This is a genomic window from Pseudonocardia sp. Ae331_Ps2, from assembly GCF_001932405.1.
GTDB lineage: Bacteria > Actinomycetota > Actinomycetes > Mycobacteriales > Pseudonocardiaceae > Pseudonocardia.
Window position 1 is genome coordinate 5818155 of record NZ_MCIM01000001.1, and the last position, 16886, is coordinate 5835040.

The 16886-nt window shown below is 75.3% G+C and carries 20 protein-coding genes and 1 pseudogene; 12 read left to right on the forward strand and 9 right to left on the reverse strand.

From position 1 onward, the window contains the following. Positions 1 to 44: 44 nt before the first annotated feature. The 4 genes from Ae331Ps2_RS27185 to Ae331Ps2_RS27200 all read right to left on the reverse strand — a co-directional run bounded on the left by Ae331Ps2_RS27185 (position 45) and on the right by Ae331Ps2_RS27200 (position 4047). The gene (locus Ae331Ps2_RS27185; RefSeq protein ID WP_075305699.1) at positions 45 to 1109 is read right to left on the reverse strand and encodes a PHB depolymerase family esterase; all 1065 of its coding nucleotides are present in this window, start codon (positions 1107 to 1109) and stop codon (positions 45 to 47) included. Between the two features lie 251 nt (positions 1110 to 1360). Next, positions 1361 to 2125, reverse strand: a complete 765-nt coding sequence (locus Ae331Ps2_RS27190) for a creatininase family protein (RefSeq protein ID WP_043277253.1) — start codon at positions 2123 to 2125, stop codon at positions 1361 to 1363. Then, positions 2122 to 2784, reverse strand: a complete 663-nt coding sequence (locus Ae331Ps2_RS27195; protein WP_075305698.1) for a FadR/GntR family transcriptional regulator — start codon at positions 2782 to 2784, stop codon at positions 2122 to 2124. Before Ae331Ps2_RS27195 ends, Ae331Ps2_RS27190 begins: the two co-directional genes overlap by 4 nt. Before the next feature lie 162 nt (positions 2785 to 2946). Beyond that, a complete protein-coding gene (locus Ae331Ps2_RS27200) occupies positions 2947 to 4047 on the reverse strand; it encodes an alpha/beta fold hydrolase (RefSeq protein WP_075305697.1) in 1101 nt (366 codons plus the stop codon). A gap of 84 nt (positions 4048 to 4131) precedes the next feature. On the opposite strand from Ae331Ps2_RS27200, the gene Ae331Ps2_RS27205 reads away from it, so the two are divergent. After that, positions 4132 to 5277 carry an acyl-CoA dehydrogenase family protein gene (locus Ae331Ps2_RS27205; protein ID WP_075305696.1) on the forward strand — a complete coding sequence of 382 codons (1146 nt, stop codon included), beginning with the start codon at positions 4132 to 4134 and terminating at the stop codon, positions 5275 to 5277. Here Ae331Ps2_RS27205 and Ae331Ps2_RS27210 read toward each other — a convergent pair. The 4 genes from Ae331Ps2_RS27210 to Ae331Ps2_RS27225 are packed head-to-tail and all read right to left on the reverse strand — an operon-like array spanning position 5267 to position 9556. Next, positions 5267 to 6493: a PLP-dependent aspartate aminotransferase family protein gene (locus Ae331Ps2_RS27210; RefSeq protein WP_233147503.1), complete on the reverse strand. Its 1227-nt coding sequence runs from the start codon at positions 6491 to 6493 to the stop codon at positions 5267 to 5269. The genes Ae331Ps2_RS27205 and Ae331Ps2_RS27210 overlap by 11 nt on opposite strands. Before the next feature lie 8 nt (positions 6494 to 6501). Then, a complete protein-coding gene (locus tag Ae331Ps2_RS27215; protein ID WP_020622977.1) occupies positions 6502 to 7398 on the reverse strand; it encodes an ABC transporter ATP-binding protein in 897 nt (298 codons plus the stop codon). Beyond that, complete coding sequence (locus Ae331Ps2_RS27220; protein ID WP_233147502.1) at positions 7395 to 8504, reverse strand: iron chelate uptake ABC transporter family permease subunit; 1110 nt, start codon at positions 8502 to 8504, stop codon at positions 7395 to 7397. The genes Ae331Ps2_RS27215 and Ae331Ps2_RS27220 overlap by 4 nt, the downstream gene beginning before the upstream one ends. Further along, the gene (locus Ae331Ps2_RS27225) at positions 8501 to 9556 is read right to left on the reverse strand and encodes an iron chelate uptake ABC transporter family permease subunit (protein WP_075311613.1); all 1056 of its coding nucleotides are present in this window, start codon (positions 9554 to 9556) and stop codon (positions 8501 to 8503) included. Before Ae331Ps2_RS27225 ends, Ae331Ps2_RS27220 begins: the two co-directional genes overlap by 4 nt. Positions 9557 to 9686: 130 nt before the next feature. On the opposite strand from Ae331Ps2_RS27225, the gene Ae331Ps2_RS27230 reads away from it, so the two are divergent. The 11 genes from Ae331Ps2_RS27230 (at position 9687) to Ae331Ps2_RS27275 (ending at position 16672) form a co-directional block, all read left to right on the forward strand. Continuing rightward, positions 9687 to 10409 (forward strand): dihydrofolate reductase family protein, encoded by a 723-nt coding sequence (locus tag Ae331Ps2_RS27230; protein ID WP_233147501.1) that lies wholly within the window; start codon positions 9687 to 9689, stop codon positions 10407 to 10409. A 99-nt stretch (positions 10410 to 10508) separates the two neighbouring features. Beyond that, on the forward strand, positions 10509 to 11003 hold the full coding sequence (locus tag Ae331Ps2_RS27235; RefSeq protein ID WP_075305694.1) for an Asp23/Gls24 family envelope stress response protein: 495 nt from the start codon (positions 10509 to 10511) through the stop codon (positions 11001 to 11003). Positions 11004 to 11005: 2 nt separating this feature from the next. Continuing rightward, positions 11006 to 11299, forward strand: a complete 294-nt coding sequence (locus Ae331Ps2_RS27240) for a hypothetical protein (protein WP_233147500.1) — start codon at positions 11006 to 11008, stop codon at positions 11297 to 11299. An 18-nt stretch (positions 11300 to 11317) separates the two neighbouring features. Beyond that, on the forward strand, positions 11318 to 11680 hold the full coding sequence (locus Ae331Ps2_RS27245; protein WP_075305692.1) for a hypothetical protein: 363 nt from the start codon (positions 11318 to 11320) through the stop codon (positions 11678 to 11680). After that, positions 11677 to 11853 carry a hypothetical protein gene (locus Ae331Ps2_RS31505; protein WP_020622970.1) on the forward strand — a complete coding sequence of 59 codons (177 nt, stop codon included), beginning with the start codon at positions 11677 to 11679 and terminating at the stop codon, positions 11851 to 11853. Before Ae331Ps2_RS27245 ends, Ae331Ps2_RS31505 begins: the two co-directional genes overlap by 4 nt. Further along, on the forward strand, positions 11850 to 12278 hold the full coding sequence (locus Ae331Ps2_RS27250; protein ID WP_075305691.1) for a hypothetical protein: 429 nt from the start codon (positions 11850 to 11852) through the stop codon (positions 12276 to 12278). Before Ae331Ps2_RS31505 ends, Ae331Ps2_RS27250 begins: the two co-directional genes overlap by 4 nt. Before the next feature lie 56 nt (positions 12279 to 12334). Continuing rightward, entirely contained in the window at positions 12335 to 12883 is a 549-nt protein-coding gene (locus Ae331Ps2_RS27255; protein WP_075305690.1) for a DUF6286 domain-containing protein, read from the forward strand. Next, positions 12883 to 13572 carry a hypothetical protein gene (locus tag Ae331Ps2_RS27260; RefSeq protein ID WP_083696069.1) on the forward strand — a complete coding sequence of 230 codons (690 nt, stop codon included), beginning with the start codon at positions 12883 to 12885 and terminating at the stop codon, positions 13570 to 13572. The genes Ae331Ps2_RS27255 and Ae331Ps2_RS27260 overlap by 1 nt, the downstream gene beginning before the upstream one ends. 67 nt (positions 13573 to 13639) lie before the next feature. After that, entirely contained in the window at positions 13640 to 14392 is a 753-nt protein-coding gene (locus Ae331Ps2_RS27265; protein WP_043278159.1) for a 3-hydroxybutyrate dehydrogenase, read from the forward strand. Positions 14393 to 14440: 48 nt separating this feature from the next. Next, positions 14441 to 16018 carry an alpha/beta hydrolase gene (locus tag Ae331Ps2_RS27270; protein WP_075311605.1) on the forward strand — a complete coding sequence of 526 codons (1578 nt, stop codon included), beginning with the start codon at positions 14441 to 14443 and terminating at the stop codon, positions 16016 to 16018. A gap of 399 nt (positions 16019 to 16417) precedes the next feature. After that, positions 16418 to 16672: a hypothetical protein gene (locus tag Ae331Ps2_RS27275; protein ID WP_175581798.1), complete on the forward strand. Its 255-nt coding sequence runs from the start codon at positions 16418 to 16420 to the stop codon at positions 16670 to 16672. Positions 16673 to 16680: 8 nt separating this feature from the next. Here the strand turns inward: Ae331Ps2_RS27275 and Ae331Ps2_RS33655 are convergent. Next, positions 16681 to 16886, reverse strand: a pseudogene (locus Ae331Ps2_RS33655) (IS5/IS1182 family transposase); the annotation flags it as partial.

Consider the following 16886-nt stretch of genomic DNA (forward strand, 5'->3'; position numbering starts at 1 on the left):
CACCAGCCGGGGCAGCTCCCGGTCCGACGTGCCGGCGGGCGCGCTCACCGCGGACCCCCGAGCCCGAAGAAGTCCCCGATCAGCGCGGTGGCGCGCACGGTCTGTGTCGTGACGCCGCCGCCGGAGTAGGCGGTCGCGCCGGGCCAGGTGTGCCCGCCGCCGTCGACGGCGACGTGCGCCACCCGGGCTCCGTCGCGGCAGCCCCGCCAGGTCGAGATGGTGACGTCGGGCTCGATCCGGCGGATCTGCGGGCGGGCCCGGCAGCCGTCGCGGGCGACCCACTCGGCGACCTTCGCCGGGATCGCGGGCAGGCCGCGGTCGGCGTCGCCGGTGTAGGGGATCGTGGCGTCCCCGGTGCCGTGCACGAACAGCGCGGGGACCGGGCGGCCGGGCCGGCACGGCGGCTCGCCGTCGCGGTAGTAGGCGCCCGCGACCGGGGCGATCGCGGCGATCCGGTCGGACATCCGGCAGGCCAGGATCTCGGTGAAACCGCCGCCGTTGGACTTGCCGGTGGCGAAGACCCGGCCGGGGTCGACGCAGAGGGTGGACTCCAGGTCGTCGAGGAGGTCCCCGGTGAAGGCGACGTCGTCGACGCCCGGCGCCGAGTACGGCGCGCCCTGCCAGGAGCGCTTGCCCTCTCCCCCGGGGACCCCGTCGGGATAGGCGACGACGGCCGGCAGCCCGGACAGGCCGGAGAAGTTCTCGGTGGTGGCGCCGTCGTTGCCGCGGCCGTGGAAGACCAGGACCACCGGGGTGGGCCGGTCGGGGCGGTAGCCGTCGGGCAGGTGGACCCGCACGCTGCGTTCCCGGCCGCCGCTGTCGATGGTGCGGACCGCGGTCGTGCCCGCTGCCTGCGGCGGTGTGGTGCCGCAGCCGGGGGTCGGAGCTCCGACCGGTCCTGGGGCCGCGCCGGGGCCGGGCCGCCCGGGCGTCGCGCCGGCGGGTCCCGTTGCCTCGGGGCCGGGCAGCCCGGGGGCCGTGCCGGTGCCGGCGGGTCCGGCCGTCGCCTCGGGGCCGGGCGTCCCGCCCGAGGCGGGCGCGCCGGAGGCGGTCGGGGCGACGGCGGCGCCGGTGGTGAGGGCGGCCGCGACGAGGCAGGCCGTCGCCACGGCACGCAGGCGGGCTCTGCCGGGACGTCGGGTCACGTCCGACGGGCGTTCCGGGACGGACGGCGTCGTCGCGGGTCGTGGCGCTGCCGTCGGCCTCGGTGCTGACGATCTCGGTGCGGACATGGGGTTCCCTTCGGACGGCGTCGTCGACGGCCGGTGCTGGTCCCGCCCGGTCACGGGGCAGGTCGTGCGACGGGGGCACCGGTGGCGCCACCGCGGGAGTGCTGTGGATCCGTACGGGTCGGAGGACGTCAGGCCCTGAGCCACGCCGTGACGAAGTCGGTGATCCGGTCGACGATCGCGGCGACGATCGCCTCGCCGTGCTCCGGGTCGGCCCGGCGGGGTTCGCCGAGGACCCCGTTCTCCGACAGGCGGTCGTAGGGCGCGGTGAGCGTCGGACCACCGCGCCGCCGGGCCAGTGCGCCGAAGGCATCGAGCTCGGTGAGCCGGGTGGTCCCGGCCGCGAGCCGGTCGGTGTGCACCAGATGCGGTGCCACGGCGAGCATCTGCGCCGTCTCGGCCTGCCCGCTGTGCCCGCTGACCTCGGGCGGCCCGGCCGCGGCGACGACGTCGGCGGCCAGCGGGGTGAGCGGGCTCCACGCGAACTGCAGGTCCGGGCGTGCGGCGAGGAGGTCCTGCGCGACCGTCGCGAGAGTGGCGTCGTTCCCGCCGTGCCCCGTGACCACGCAGATCTTGCGCCAGCCGTGCCGGTACAGGCCCTCGACGTACTCGCGCACGAGCGTGGCGAACGTCGTGGTGGTCAGGCTGACCGTCCCGGCGAAGGCCAGGTGGTGCGGCGACACCCCGACCGGCAACGACGGCCCGACCACCGCGGTGCCGCCCAGTGCCGCGGCGACCCGGTCGCAGACCGCCTCGGCGCGGATCAGGTCCGTCGCGAGCGGCAGCCCCGGCCCGTGCTGTTCGAAGGCTCCCGCCGGCAGCAGCACGACCGGGCTGTCGACGACGGCGGCCGCGGCCTCGACCGTCGTCATCTCCCCCAGGCGTCGCGTGCTCACGCGCCCACCGCCTCGGCGATCGAGGTGAGGTGCTCGCGGCAGAGCCGCTCGGCCAGGTCCGGGTCGCCCCCGCGGACGGCGTCGAGCAGCGCGACGTGCTCGGCGTGGTCGCGCTCGCGGTCGTCGTAGCGGTGCCGGATCTCGACCTGGTCGCGGGCGCGGATGTGCAGCAGCGCCTCCACCGTCTCGCGGAGCAGGGCGTTGCCGCTGGTCGCGGCCAGTGCGACGTGGAAGTGCACGGCCGGGCGGTGGTCGCGGACCGGCGGGTGCAGGGCGTTGGTGACGCTCTCGGCGAGCATCGCCAGCCCGGCGGTGTCACGCTCCCGGGCCGCGGCGGCCGCGATCGACGGTTCCAGGACGAGCCGGGCGCGGATCAGCTCGTGCACGCCGTCGGAGGTCCGCGACGGGCGGTGCGGGTTCGCGAGCAGCCGCCGCCCGACCCCGTCGCCGACGTAGGTGCCCGAGCCGTGCCGGAACTCCACCGCACCGGTGGCCTCCAGGCGTCGCAGCGCCTCGCGGACCGTCGGGGTGGTGACCTCGAACCGTCGCGCCAGGTCGCGGGAGGACGCGAGCTGGTCCCCCGGGCCGAGGTTCCCGGTCCGGATGATGTCCATGATGTCGTCGGCCAGGCGCTCCGACAACGTCTCCCCTGCGGTCATAAAGTGACTAAATCACTTAGCCGCCTCACCGGTCAATCCCTCTGCTCGTCGGCGCGCGCTGATCCGTCCGGCGCGCGCGTCCGGACGCGCGCGCCGGACGGATCAGCGCGCGGACTGGGGATCAGCGCTCGGGCCGGGAGGCGGCAGGGCCGGCGCGCTCGGTCAGGCGCCGACCGCGGGGCCTGCCTCGTCGTCGGGAGTGTCCGCGGCGGCGTCCCAGTCGGTCAGGGCCCGGTCGAGCTCCGGCCAAGTCGTGTCCCGGGCCCGGCGCCCGGTCAGCACGCCCAGGTGCCCACCCGGCGAGGTCGAGAACCGGACCTCGGGGCTGCCGGTCAGCAGCGGCACGCCGGCACGCACCGCGCGCAGCGGGGCGATGACGTCGTCCCGCCCGGCGACGACGAGCACCGGCACACCGACGTCGGCCAGCTCCACGTCGCGCCCGCCCAGGCGCAGTCCGCCGCTCGCGAGATCGTTGCTGCGGAGCAACAGGTGGAACAGCTGCCCGAACACCCGCCCCGGGTAGCCGTGCATGTTGCTCATCAGGTGGTCGACGGCCTCGATCTGGGCCAGGCAGTCCCGGTCGTCGATCCGCGACGCGATCGCGAGCGGCTTGGTGACGAGCCGGTCCACCGCGGTCAGCTGGAACGCCCAGCTCACCATCGGCGCCGGGAAGCTGCCGACGGCCCGGTAGATCGACGAGACCAGCCGGCCACCGCTGATCTGCGCGAGCGGCCGGAACGGCGCCACCAGCGGCACCCGGGAGATGTCGACCGGGGTGCCGATCGCGGCGACCGAGCGCACCGGCAGCGGGTCGCGTGCCTGCACCGCGGCGGCGACGGTGAGCAGCGCGAAGATCCCGCCGAGCGACCAGGCGACGAGGTGCACCTCGTCGCCGGTCTCCTCGGCGACCCGGCGGACCGTGTCGGGCAGCAGCTCGTCGACCCAGCTCTCGATGCCCAGGGTGCGGTCGGAGAACGACTTGGGCCCGTAGTCGATCAGGTAGACGGTCCGGCCCTGCTGCAGCAGGTGCTCCACCAGCGAGCAGCCGCGGCGCAGGTCGTAGGCGAAGTCCGGGGCACCCAGCGGCGGCACGAGCAGCACCGGCGCGCCCTCGGAGGGATCCACGCCGGACAACGGGCGGTACCGGAACAGGATCCCCTGCGGGGAGCCCACCACCGCGTCCCGCGGCATCCGGCGCAGGTCGGCGAGGTGGCCGACCACGGCCCGGTCCCACACGTTGGCGACGGCGTCCACGAGATCCACGGGCGCACCCTATCGGCACGCGTGGGTCATCGACGGCCCGCGAGGACGACCGGAGTTACCCGTCGGTATGTGAGACTGCCGACCATGCAGCGCGAGATCTTCGACGACGAGCACCACGCGTTCCGTGACCTGTGCCGGACCTTCATCGCGAAGGAGGTCACCCCTCACCACGAGCAGTGGGAGGAGGACGGCCAGGTCGACCGAGCGGTATGGACCGCGGCGGGCGCGGCCGGCCTGCTGGGCACCGCCGTCCCCGAGGAGTACGGCGGGGGCGGGGTCGACGACTTCCGCTACAACGCGATCCTGGCCGAGGAGATCGTCGCGGCCGGTGCGAGCGGCATCGGCTTCCCGCTGCACAACGACGTCGTGCAGCCCTACCTGCTGCGGCTGTGCACCGACGAGCAGAAGAAGCGCTGGCTGCCCGGCTTCTGCTCCGGCGAGCTGATCACCGCGATCGCCATGACCGAGCCCGGGACCGGCTCGGACCTCCAGGGCATCGCGACCAACGCCCGTCGCGACGGCGACGACTGGATCCTCAACGGCTCCAAGACCTTCATCACCAACGGCATCCTGGCCGACCTGGTGATCGTCGTCGCCAAGACCGACCCCGACGCCAAGCACCTCGGCTTCACCCTGTTCGTCGTGGAGCGCGGGATGGAGGGCTTCGAACGCGGCCGCCGCCTGAAGAAGGTCGGCATGAAGGCCCAGGACACCGCGGAGCTGAGCTTCACCGACGTCCGGGTGCCCGACGCGAACCGGCTCGGCGAGGTCGGGCAGGGCTTCATCTACCTCATGCAGAACCTCGCCCAGGAGCGGCTCTCGATCGCCGTCGCCTCGGTGGCGGGCGCCGAAGCCGCCGTGAAGATGACGCTGGAGTACACCAAGGAGCGCAAGGCCTTCGGCCGCCCGGTGGCGAACTTCCAGAACACCCGCTTCGAGCTCGCCGAGATGGACACCGAGGTGTCCATCGCCCGGGTCTTCGTGGACCGCTGCATCACCGAGCACAACGGCGAGGGCGAGCTGTCGGTACCCGACGCGGCCAAGGCCAAGTGGTGGTGCTCGGACCTGCAGAACCGGGTCGTCGACCGCTGCGTGCAGCTGCACGGCGGCTACGGCTACATGCTCGAGTACCCGATCGCCCGCGCGTTCGTCGACTCCCGCGTGCAGGCGATCTACGGCGGCACGAACGAGATCATGAAGGAGATCGTCGGCCGGTCGCTCATCGGCTGAGGCCGCCCGCCACGGCGTCCAGGGCCCGCGCGATGTCGGCGACGAGATCGCGCGGGTCCTCCAGCCCCACCGACAGGCGCAGGTGCCCGAGGCGGCGGAACTCCGGCGGGAAGTGCGCCGCCCGGCCGTCGCCACCGGCCCCGACGTGCACGATCAGCGACTCGTCGTGGCCCAGCGACACCGCCGAGGTGATGACGCGCAGGCCCGCGACGAACCGGTTCTGCAGCTCCGGCGGCCCGTCCAGGGCGAAGGCCAGCATGCCGCCGTACCCGCCGTCGAGGGTCCGGGTCGCGAGCGCGTGCTGCGGGTGCGACGCCAGACCCGGGTAGGCCACGTAGGCGACCTCCGGGCGGGACTCCAGGTACTCCGCGACCTGCTGCGCGCCGGCGCAGTGCGCGCGCATCCGCATCGGCAGGGTCACCGCGCCCCGGGCGATCAGCCAGGCGTTGAACGGGCTGATGACTCCCCCGGCGTCGACCATCGCGTCGGCCCGGATCCGCTCGACGAGCTCACGGCGACCGAGCACGGCACCGCCCATCGCGTCGCCGTGGCCGTTGACGTACTTGGTCAGCGAGTGCACGACGAGGTCCGCGCCCCGCTCCAGCGGGCGTTGCAGCACCGGCGTCGCGAAGGTGGCGTCGACGCTGAGCAGGGCGCCCGCCTCGTGCGCGATCGCGGCGACGGCGTCGACGTCGGTGATCCGGGTGGTCGGGTTGGCCGGGGTCTCGACGTGCACCAGCCGGGTCCGCGGGCGGATCGCGGCGCGCACCGCCTCCGGGTCGGAGGAGTCGACCAGGGTGGCGGTGATCCCCCACCGGTCCGGCAGCAGCTCGGTGAGCAGCCGGTGGGTGGCGACGTAGGTCACGTCGGAGCTGACGACGTGGTCGCCGCTCCGCAGGAACGTGAAGAACACCGCGTGCAGCGCCGCGACGCCCGAGGCCAGTGCGACCGCGGCGCACCCGCCCGGCGACACCCCGGCCGGGTCCTCCAGGGCGACGAGCTTGTCCTCCAGCCAGCCCTGGTTCGCCCCGCCGTTGCGGGTGTAGAGCCGGGTCGCGGTGCCCGACCAGTCCAGCTCCGAGGGGTCCTCGGGCAGGGCGTAGGAGTTGGCCGCGACGATCGGGCGGCGGATCGCGCCGGTCCCGGCGTCGACGTCGTTGCCCGCGTGCACCGCGCGGGTCGCGAGGAAGGGTGGTCGGTCGTCGCCGGGGGTCACGCCGGAGATCATGCCTCGGCGATCGGCTCCGGGGCGCGCAGCGACGGGCCCGCGTCCGGCACGACCAACGGGGTGCCGGTGACCGGGTCGGGCAGCACCCGGGCCCGCAGCCCGAACACGTCGGCGAGCAGCTCCTCGGTGACGACCTCGGCCGGCGGCCCCGCCGCGACGATCCGGCCGTCCTTCATCGCGACGAGCCGGTCGGCGTAGCGGGCGGCCAGGTTCAGGTCGTGCAGCACCATGACCACGGTGCGACCGGCCTCGGACTGCAGCCGCCGCACCAGCTCCAGCACGTCCACCTGGTGGGCCAGGTCGAGGAAGGTGGTCGGCTCGTCGAGCAGCAGCAGGTCGGTCTCCTGGGCCAGGGCCATCGAGATCCAGGCCCGCTGGCGCTGGCCGCCGGACAGCTCGTCGACCGGGCGCTCGGCGAGGTCGGACAGGCCCGTCCAGGTCAGCGCCTCGGCGACGGCGCGCTCGTCGTCCGAGGACCACTGCCGGTACCAGGCCTGGTGCGGGTGCCGACCGCGGGCGACGAGGTCGCCGACGGTGAGCCCCTCGGGCGCCAGCGGCGACTGCGGCAGGATCCCCAGCACCCGCGCGACCTCCTTGGTCGGGGTGCGGTCGATCCGCTTGCCGTCGAGCAGCACCTGGCCGGCCCTGGCGGGCAGCAGCCTGCCCAGCGCGCGCAGCACGGTGGACTTGCCGCAGCCGTTGGGGCCGATCACGGTGGTGACCGCGCCGGGCAGCACCTCCAGGTCCAGCCCGTCGACGATGGTGCGGTCGCCGTAGCCGAGCGTGACCTGCTCGGCCGACAGCCGGACCTCGCCGGGGCGGACGGGTTCGCCCGCGGTGGTCGTCGAGGAGGCGGTGGCCTCCGCGACACTGATGTCCTCGACGGTGCTCATCGACGGGCCTCCTGGCGGGTGCGGGCGAGCAGGTACAGCAGGAACGGGGCGCCGAGCACCGCGGTCACGATGCCGACCGGGAGCTCGACGGACCCCAGTGCGGTGCGGGCGATCAGGTCGGACAGCACGGTCAGCGCGGCGCCCAGCACGAGCGAGACCCCGATCGGCGGGGTCCCGACCCGGCAGAGCCGGCGCGCGATCTGCGGGGTGACCAGTGCGATGAAGGCGATCGGGCCCGCGGCCGCGGTCGCGACCGAGGCGAGGCCGACGGAGACGAGCAGCAGCGCGGTGCGGGCACCGTTCACCCGCACGCCGAGGCCGCGGGCGGTGTCGTCGTCGAAGCGCAGCGCGCCCAGCAGGTGCACCAGGACCAGCGCCGCGGGCACGAGCACCAGCATCGCGATCGACAGCGGGACGACCTCGTTCCAGCTGCGCGCGTTCAGGCTGCCGTTCAGCCAGACCTGGGCCTGCGCGGCCTGGTAGATCTGCGCGACGGTCAGCAGCCACTGCACCGCCGCGACGAGCACGGCCTGGATGCCGATGCCGATCAGCACCAGCCGGAAGCCCTGGATGCCCTTGCGCCAGGCCAGCACGTACACCGCGACCGAGGCCACGAGCCCGCCGCTCAGGGCGGCGAGCGGGATGCCGAGCGAGGCGAACGCGCCGCCGACCCCGGCCGCGCCACCGCCGAGCACGATGACGAACACCGCCGCGGCGCTGGCGCCCCACTGGACGCCGATGATGTCCGGGCTCGCCAGCGGGTTGCGGGCGACCGCCTGCAGGATGGCCCCGGACACGGCGAGCGCGCCGCCGACCAGGGCGCCGACCAGGGTGCGCGGCAGCCGCAGCTCCAGCACGACGAGCTGCTGGCCCGCGTCACCGCCGCCGAACAGCGTCGCCAGCACGTCGGTGATCGCGATCGGGTAGTCGCCGCGGCCCATGTTGACCGCGGCGGCCAGCACCAGCGCGACGGCGCAGACGAGCAGCACCACCGCGGTGCGCACGCGCAGCACGCCGGAGAAGCGGCCCGCGCGGACGGCGCGGCGGCCGGGGACGACCACCGTCGAGGGCCGGGGCCCGGTGTCCGGGTCGGTCAGCGTGCTCACACGGCCCCCAGCTTGCGTCGGCGCACCAGCGCGATGAAGAACGGCCCGCCGATCAACGCGATCACGATGCCGACCTGCAGCTCGCCGGGGCGGGCCACCACCCGTCCGACGACGTCGGCGAGCAGCAGCACCACCGCCCCCGCGAGACCGGCGGCGGGCAGCAGCCACCGGTGGTCGGGCCCGGTGAACACCCGCACGACGTGCGGCACGATCAGCCCGAGGAACGCGATCGGCCCGCAGGCCGCGGTGGCCGCACCGGCGAGCAGCGTGATCGCGACGACGCCGACGACCCGGGTCCGGCGGACCGAGTGCCCCAGCGAGGTGGCGACGTCGTCGCCGAGGGAGAGCGCGTTGAGCGCGGGCGCGCTGGCCAGCGCGAGCACCGTGCCCACGAGGATGAACCACACCACCTGGCCGCCGACCGCGGCGTCGCGCCCGGCGAGCGAGCCGACCACCCAGAACCGGTAGGCGTCGAGGCTGGTCTCGTCGAGCAGCACCACCGAGGACGTGCCCGCCTGCAGCAGGAAGCTCACCGCCGCCCCGGCCAGCGCCAGCGAGACCGGGGTGGCGCCGCCGGGTGCCCGGGTGCCGATCACGAACACCACGACGCTGGCGACCAGCGCGCCGGCGAAGGCGAACCAGACGTAGCCGAACAGCGTGCTGACGCCGAAGACGTAGATGCCGATGACGACGAAGAACGCCGCCCCCGCGTTGACGCCCAGCAGGCCCGGGTCGCCGAGCGGGTTGCGGGTGAAGCCCTGCACGAGCGCGCCGGCCAGGCCGAGCGCGATCCCGACCAGCAGCCCGAGCAGGGTGCGCGGGATCCGCAGGGACCGGATGACCACGTCGTTCTCGCTGCCGGTCGGGGCGACCAGCGCGGAGAACACCTCGTTCACCGGGATGACCTTGGTCCCGATCGCGATGCTGGCCAGCACCGCCAGCAGCAGCGCCGCGGCCAGCGCCGCGAGGCCGATCAGCCGCCGGCGGCGCAACGACCGCCGTGGGGGGGCCGGCTGCTGCACCGACGGTGGTCGGACCCGGATCGCGTTCACCTTGCTCGTGGCCCCCTGCTCGACCGGATGCCCCACCCATCCGGTGCGGCTCCGCTCACCATAAGTGAGGCTGCCCTACGACAGAACACCCCCGTGCGTCACGTCGCCCGCACGGCGGGATGCTCGGCGGGTGTCCACCGAGCCCTCCGCGTCCGGTCCCCCGCCCGTCCGGCCGCGGGTCACCGCGGTCATGGTCAGCTCCGCCGACGGTGCCGTGAGCGCGGGCGGGGCCGGCTCCGGCGGCTTGTCCACCCCCGCCGACCGGGACCTGTTCCGCGCCCTGCGCCGGTCCGCCGACTGCGTGCTCGTCGGGGCGGGCACCGCACGGGACGAGGACTACCGCGGGGTCCGGCCGCGCCGTCCCGGGCCGAACGGGCGCCGGCCAGGGCCGCCACCGCCGGTCGTCGTCGTGACCGGGTCGGCCGGGCTGGACCCCGGCGCACGGCTGTTCACCGACACCGTCACCGCACCGGTCGTACTCACCACGGCCGCCGCCCCTGCCGACCGGCGGGCCGCGCTCGCCGCCGCGGGCGCCGACGTCGTCCTGCTCGACGACCTCTCCCCCACCACGCTGCTCACCGCCCTCGCCCGCCGCGGCCACACCTCCGTGCTGTGCGAGGGCGGGCCGACCCTGCTCGGCGCGCTGGTCGGGGCCGACGTCGTCGACGAGCTGCGCCTCACCCTGGTCCCGGTGCTGGTCGGGGGCCCCGAGAGGCGGATCGCGACCGGGCCGGACCCCCTCCCCGCACCGCGTGCGCTGCGCCTGGCCGGCCACGAGGCGGCGGCCGACGGGACCCTGCTCCTGCACTACGTCCGCGCCACCGCCGCCGTCCCGGCTGCGCCGAACGGGTGAACCACCGTGAGGAAGGTCCGGGGACGGGCATCCCACGGGGGACATCACACGCACCGCGGCGGGCCCCCAACCCGGGTCCGGCCCGTGAGAGGAGCACCGATGACCTCCGGCACCCCGACCACCACCTCCACCTCGACACCGGCCGCGACACCCACGGGACGCCTCGCCGAGGGCACCGGTCAGGGCCGCACCACCATCGCCCCGTCCGTCGTGCAGAAGATCGCCGGCATCGCCGCCCGCGAGGTCTCCGGGGTGTACGCGATGGGGTCGGGCGCGTCGCGTGCCTTCGGTGCGCTGCGCGAGCGCATCCCCGGCGGCGGCACCAGCGGCGCCTCGACCGTCGCGGGCGTGGCGGTCGAGGTCGGCGAGAAGCAGGCCGCGATCGACCTGGACGTCGTCGTCGAGTACGGCGTCGCCATCGCCGACCTGGCCTCGGCGGTGCGCCGCAACGTCATCGGCGCCGTCGAGCGGATGACCGGGCTGGAGGTCATCGAGGTCACCATCTCGGTGAACGACATCCACCTGGCCGGCGAGGACGACAGCCGGGACGAGGCCCCGGCGGCTCCCGCCCCGACCGGCCGCGTCGTGGAGTGACGGTGCCGGAACGGAGCCCGGCCGTCCTGGCCGAGCTGGTCGCCGAGACGGTCGCCGCGCACCCGTCGGTGGTGCGGCTCGACGGCGGCGCGTTCGGCACCATCGCGACCTGGCTGCCCGGACGACGGCTGGTCGGCGTCGGGATCGACCGTGCCGACGATCCGGTCGAGATCGGGGTGGTGCTGCGCCTGGACCGGCCGATCCCGGCTACCGTCGCGGCGCTGCGGGCATCGGTCGCTCCCTTGGTCGACGGGGTCCCGGTCGACGTGACGGTGACCGACGTGGAGGTCACCTGAGGTGGAGGTGGAAACGGGATGGTCGAGCCGGACCCCGGCGCGCACGGGGGCCTGACCCCCGAGCAGCGGTCGGCCTACCGCTCGTTCGTCCGTACCCACCACCCCGACCGCGGGGGTGACCCGGAGGTCTTCCGCGCCGGGCTGGCCCGCTTCCGCGCCCTGGCGGCCGACCCGCGCGGCGGCCCGACCCCCGGCCTCGGCGACCCCGACTACGACGACCCCCGCTACGACGCACCGATCGAGATCGTGCGCGACCTGCCGCTGCCGACCCGGGTCCTGGTGGCCCTGATCCGCACCGTCCGACGTCGCACGCACCCCCGGGTCGACCGGCCCGGCCGGCACTCACCCCGACCCACCCGTCCCGGAGAGGACATCTCATGAACGCCACCCAGACCGGCCTGCTCGCGGGCCTCCTGCTGGGCGTCGCCGGTGCCACCGGCGGCTTCCTGGCCTTCGTCATCACCCTGGTGCTCGGCATCATCGGCCTGGTGGTCGGCCGGGTCCTCGACGGCGAGCTGGACCTGTCCGGCCTCGGCCGGGGCCGCGACCGGTGAGCACCCTCCCCGACCCCGCCGAGCGCGGCGTCCTGGAGATCGATCCGGCGGTGCTGCGCAAGATCGTCGAGTACGCCGCGGACACCGCACCGGCCACCCGGCACCGCGCCCGGCGGGTCGCCGGGCTCGACGTCGGCGAGTCCGGACCGACCGCCCGGGTGACCCGGCGGCCCGGTCCGGCGCGGGGCACGGTCGGGGGCGCCAGCGGCGACACGACCGGCGACGCCGGGGAGGTCGACGTCCGGCTGCGGCTCACCCTGGCCCACCCCGGGTCGGTGCGGGCCGCCGTCGCCGAGGTCCGGGAGCGGATCGACGCCGACCTGCGTCGCACCACAGGGCACCGGCTGCGCGGCCTGACCGTCGAGGTCGAGGCCCTCCGATCGGGGGACGCCGGGCCACGCCCGGCCTCCCCCCGCGTGCAGTAGACGTGCAGTAGAACCGTCGGACCCGTGACCGAGTCGGAAGAGGGAGGCCGGACCCTGTGCGTGTCCTGCTCCGCGTTCTCGCGCCGCTGCTGAGCCTGGTGGTGGCCGCGATCGGCGCGCTCGTCGTCGTCGAGGTGGTGGCGGCCTGGGTCGGCCGGGTCTCCGGCCCCGGGCTGCTCGTGCCCTGGCGGGACTGGCGCACCACCGTCCAGAACACCCTGTGGACCGCGCAGCCGGTGCTCTGGGTCGCGGTGGGGGTGATCGTCGTCGGGGCCGTGCTGCTGCTCGTCGGGTTGCTCGCCCGGCGCCACGACGTCGCACTCGACGCGCCGTCGCCCGGGCTCACCGTCGCCACCGCGCCGCGGGTGCTGGCCCGCCTGGTCGGCACCCGGGTCCGGGCCGCGGACCCGGTGACCGCGGCCTCGGTGACCGCGTCGGCCCGCTCGGTCGTGGTGAACGCCCGCGGCCGCGGGGACCTCGACGTGCTGCGCGAGGCGGCCCGCGACGCCGCCTCCGGCGTCCTCGACGCGCTTCCCCTGGCCCGGCGGCCGCGCCTGACCGTGCGCGCGACCCCGGACCAGCCGGGCTCGAAGGGAGTGCAGTGATGACCGACGACGCGAGCTCGACCGGGATCCCGGCAGGAGGGGCGCCGGCACCCGCCCTCGCGAACCCGCGCCGCGCGGCGCGGACCGCGCGGCGCGCCCAGTACCGCTCCGCGGGCGGTGCCCGCACCGGCCTCGTCCTCCTCGGCGGGCTGCTGCTCGCCGTCGGCGTGCTCACCGTGCTCCTGGTGACCGGGGTCTTCGGGCGGGGCCGCCCGCAGCGCCCGCTGCTGGACCCGGTGGTCGAGCAGTTCCTGCTGGCCAACGGCACCGCCGCCCGGGTGGTCGCGGTGCTGGCCGGGCTCGTGCTGGTGCTGCTCGGGCTCTGGTGGACCGCCCGGTCGCTGCGTCCGGAACCCCGCCCGGAGCTGGTCCTGGACGGCGGACCGGACACCGAGATCCGGATCGGCGCCTCCGCCGCGGCCGACGCCGTCGCCGACGGCGCTGCCACACTGCCCGGGGTGACCCGGGCCCGCGCCCGGATGGTCGGCAGTGCCGCCGCGCCCGCGGTGCGCGCCACCGTGTGGGTCGACGAGGACGTCGCCGACGGGGAGGTCGCCGAGATCTGCCGCCGCCTCGACGCCGAGATCCTGCCCGCGATCCGCGACGCGCTGGGGATGGCGGACCTGCCCGTCGCGGTGCGGCTGGAGCTGGACGCGGCCCGTCGCGACGACCGCCCACGGGTCTCCTGACCCACCGGCCGGGTGCGTGACCCGGCTCACAGGAGCCGGGCCGGCCGGCGTCCGTACGGTCGTCGGCATGAGTGCAGTGCTGGACGGCAGGACGGCCCTCGTCACCGGGGCGGGCAGCGGGATCGGGGCCGCGGTGGCGCGCCGGCTCGTCGCCGACGGGGCGCGGGTGTACGCGGTGGACCTCGCCGAGGACCGGGTGGCCCCGCTGGCCGCCGAGAGCGACCTGGTCACGCCGCTGGGGTGCGACCTGTCCGACCTCGACGCCGTGGAGCAGCTGCCCACCGACGTCGACATCCTGGTCAACAACGCCGGCCGCCAGCACGTCTCGCGGCTGGAGGAGTTCGACCGGGAGATGTTCTCGAACATCCTGCGCCTGATGCTGGAGTCGCCGTTCCGGCTGATCCGCCGGTCGCTGCCGCACATGTACGCCCGTGGCTGGGGCCGGGTCGTGAACATCTCCTCCGCGCACGGCCTGCGGGCCTCGCCGTACAAGTCCGCCTACGTCTCGGCCAAGCACGGCCTCGAGGGCCTGTCGAAGGTCACCGCGCTGGAGGGCGCCGAGCACGGCGTGACCAGCAACTGCATCAACCCCGCCTACGTGCGCACCCCGCTGGTCGAGGCCCAGATCGCCGACCAGGCCCGCACACACGGGATCTCCGAGGACGAGGTCGTCACGAAGATCATGCTCACCCCGGTGGCGGTGAAGCGGCTGATCGAGCCCGCCGAGACCGCGGAGCTGGCCGCGCTGCTGTGGGGACCGGCGTCGGCGTCGATCACCGGGACCTCGCTGTCCCAGGACGGCGGCTGGACGGCGCGGTAGGAGACCGCTCACCGCGGCCACACCCCGGTGCGGGCATGATCGGTGCTCGTGCGGCGGTGGAGTGTGCTCGGGGTCCTGCTCGCCGCGGTGCTGCTCGCCGGGTGTGCGGTCGGGCCGTCGCAGCGGCCACCGGTGGCGGTACGCGGCGAACAACTGCCCGCCGCTCCTCCGACGTCGGCCGCGGGCCCGCCCGCCGACCCCGACCTGCTGCCGGACTCCGACCCGGTCCGCACCACCGGGTTCACCGACTGCACCGCCGACACGGCCGCGGAACTGACCACGGCCGGCACCCCGCTGCCCGCCGGGCGCCCCCTGACGGTCGGCTGCGCCCGGCTCACCGTGCCCGCCGACCGGGACCGGCCCGAGCTGGGCCCGGCCCGGCTCGGTCTGACCCGGGTCACCACGCCCGGCGCACCGGACGGGCGGCCGGCGCTGGTCGTGCTCGGCGACACCGGCACCGACGGGTCCGCCCGGGCCGCGGTGAGCCTCGCCGCCCGGCTGCCCGCCACGGTGCTCGACCGCTACCAGGTGATCGGCATGGACCGCCGCGGCACCGGGGAGGACCTGCTCGACTGCGCCCCGGTCGACGCGCGCGCCACCCTGCTCGACGCCGGACCGGACCGCCGCGACGAGGCCGCCATGACGGCACTGCTGGAACGCGCCCGCGAGGTGGTGCAGGACTGCAACCTGCTGCTGTCGGGGACGCTGACCAGCTACCGCGCCGCGAGCGGCGCCGACGACCTGGAGTCGCTGCGGTCCGTGCTGGGCGCGGCCCGGCTGGACCTGCTCGCCGTCGGCGACGGCGCCGACGCCGCGGCCGCCTGGATCGGCGCGCACCCGGGCTCCGTCGGGCGGGTCGTGCTCGACGGCCCCGGTGACCCCACCCTCGACGAGCCCGCCCGGACCGAGAGCACGACCGCGGCCGCGGAGAAGGCCTTCGACGCCTTCGCCGTGGCCTGCACCGCCTCGCCGGCCTGCCCGCTGGGCCCCGACCCGCGCGGCTACGTCGACGAGCTGGTGTTCCGCCTGTCCCGCACCGCCCTGCCGGCCGGCGACGGCGACGCCGTCACCGCGGGCGCGACGCTGCGCGCGGTCCGCTCGGTCCTGTCCCAGCCCGCCCGCTGGCCGGAGCTGCAGTCCGCGCTGGTCGCGGCCGGGGACGGCGACCCGGCGGGTCTGGTCCGCATCCTGGCCCCGCTGGGAGGCCCGCAGGGCCGCTACGACGCCGCCCTGGCCACCCGCTGCAACGACAGCCGGGTGCGGGTCACCCCCGGTGAGGCCGCCGACCTGGCCGGGCAGTGGGCGCAGCGCTTCCCGCTGTTCGGCGTCGCGGCGGCGCAGGACCTGGTGGCGTGCGGGCCGTGGCCCTCGGGCGGGCCGGTCACCCCGGCGGCGCCGCAGGGCGCTCCCCCGCCCCCGGTCCTCGTGATCGGGACCGCGCAGGACCCGCGTTCGCCGCAGAGCGGCGCCGAGCGGACCGCCCAACAGCTCGCGACGGGGCGGCTGGTGCGCTGGCAGGGCAGCGGGACCGGGGCGTATCCGCGCACCCCGTGTGTCACCGGCCTCGTGGACCGGGCGCTGCTGACCGGCCGGGCGCCCTCCCAGCCCGTGGTCTGCCCGCCGTAACCGCGTGCTCCGGGCGGCTCACGCTGGGTGGAGCCGGACCGCGACGAAACCGGCGCAGAAGGTCACGATTGCGTATCCGCCGCTTTCCGGTGCGGTTGCGGGAACAGCGTTGTCGCCCATCCCCACCTGCGACGACGGTGGCACGAAACGTTTCCGGAATGCCGACGCCATCGTCCCGGAACGGTCCGCTCGACTTACCGCCCCCACCGTTCTGCGGCTAGGCTCCGTCGGGCGAGCGGGAGGCCGCAGGTCATGCCCACCGCACCGGTGGGCGCACGCGAACTCCCGGTCACGTCGTTCGGGTGGGTGTAACGCCGAACGGACCCGACGACGAGTGGTGCGGAAGGACCGTGTCCCTGCCCCGAGCGGCGGACACGGCCCCCGGGCGGAAGGAGCACGGTGGATTTCTTCACCTATGTCGGCACCCAGCTGAACCAGTTGGTGTTCTACGGCCAGCAGCATTTCCTGCTGGTCGCGATCTCGGTCGGAATCGCGGTCGTGATCTCGTTGGTGGCGGGCACCCTGCTGCACACCAATCGTCTGACGCCCGAGTCGTGGAGCCGCCCGATCCGCGCGGGCTCCCGCGAGGCGCTGCTGATCGTGTTCTCCGCCGCGCTGACGATCCCGTCCCTGGCACTGAGGTGTTCTCAGTAGCGGGTTGATCATGTCGTGCGGTCGTACTCGGTGTGGAGTAGTACGAGCGCAGCTGCGGTGATCGCGCCGGTGCGCCAGGGACATAGCGTGACTCGCCGCAACGCGGCGAAGGTGGTCTTGAGCAGGGCGTTTCCGCGTTCGGCCAGAGCACGAAGGGCTGAGTGCAGGGTGTTGACGGTGCGCTGGTTGACCGTCTGCCCGCGGCCGGGGGCGG

Bases quoted from the DNA above. Each gene is read 5' to 3' on its own strand.
- Ae331Ps2_RS27195 (WP_075305698.1), bottom strand. From the start codon at position 2,784: ATGACCGCAGGGGAGACGTTGTCGGAGCGCCTGGCCGACGACATCATG.
- Ae331Ps2_RS27205 (WP_075305696.1), top strand. From the start codon at position 4,132: ATGCAGCGCGAGATCTTCGACGACGAGCACCACGCGTTCCGTGACCTG.
- Ae331Ps2_RS27215 (WP_020622977.1), bottom strand. From the start codon at position 7,398: ATGAGCACCGTCGAGGACATCAGTGTCGCGGAGGCCACCGCCTCCTCG.
- Ae331Ps2_RS27235 (WP_075305694.1), top strand. From the start codon at position 10,509: ATGACCTCCGGCACCCCGACCACCACCTCCACCTCGACACCGGCCGCG.
- Ae331Ps2_RS27245 (WP_075305692.1), top strand. From the start codon at position 11,318: ATGGTCGAGCCGGACCCCGGCGCGCACGGGGGCCTGACCCCCGAGCAG.
- Ae331Ps2_RS31505 (WP_020622970.1), top strand. From the start codon at position 11,677: ATGAACGCCACCCAGACCGGCCTGCTCGCGGGCCTCCTGCTGGGCGTC.
- Ae331Ps2_RS27260 (WP_083696069.1), top strand. From the start codon at position 12,883: ATGACCGACGACGCGAGCTCGACCGGGATCCCGGCAGGAGGGGCGCCG.
- Ae331Ps2_RS27265 (WP_043278159.1), top strand. From the start codon at position 13,640: ATGAGTGCAGTGCTGGACGGCAGGACGGCCCTCGTCACCGGGGCGGGC.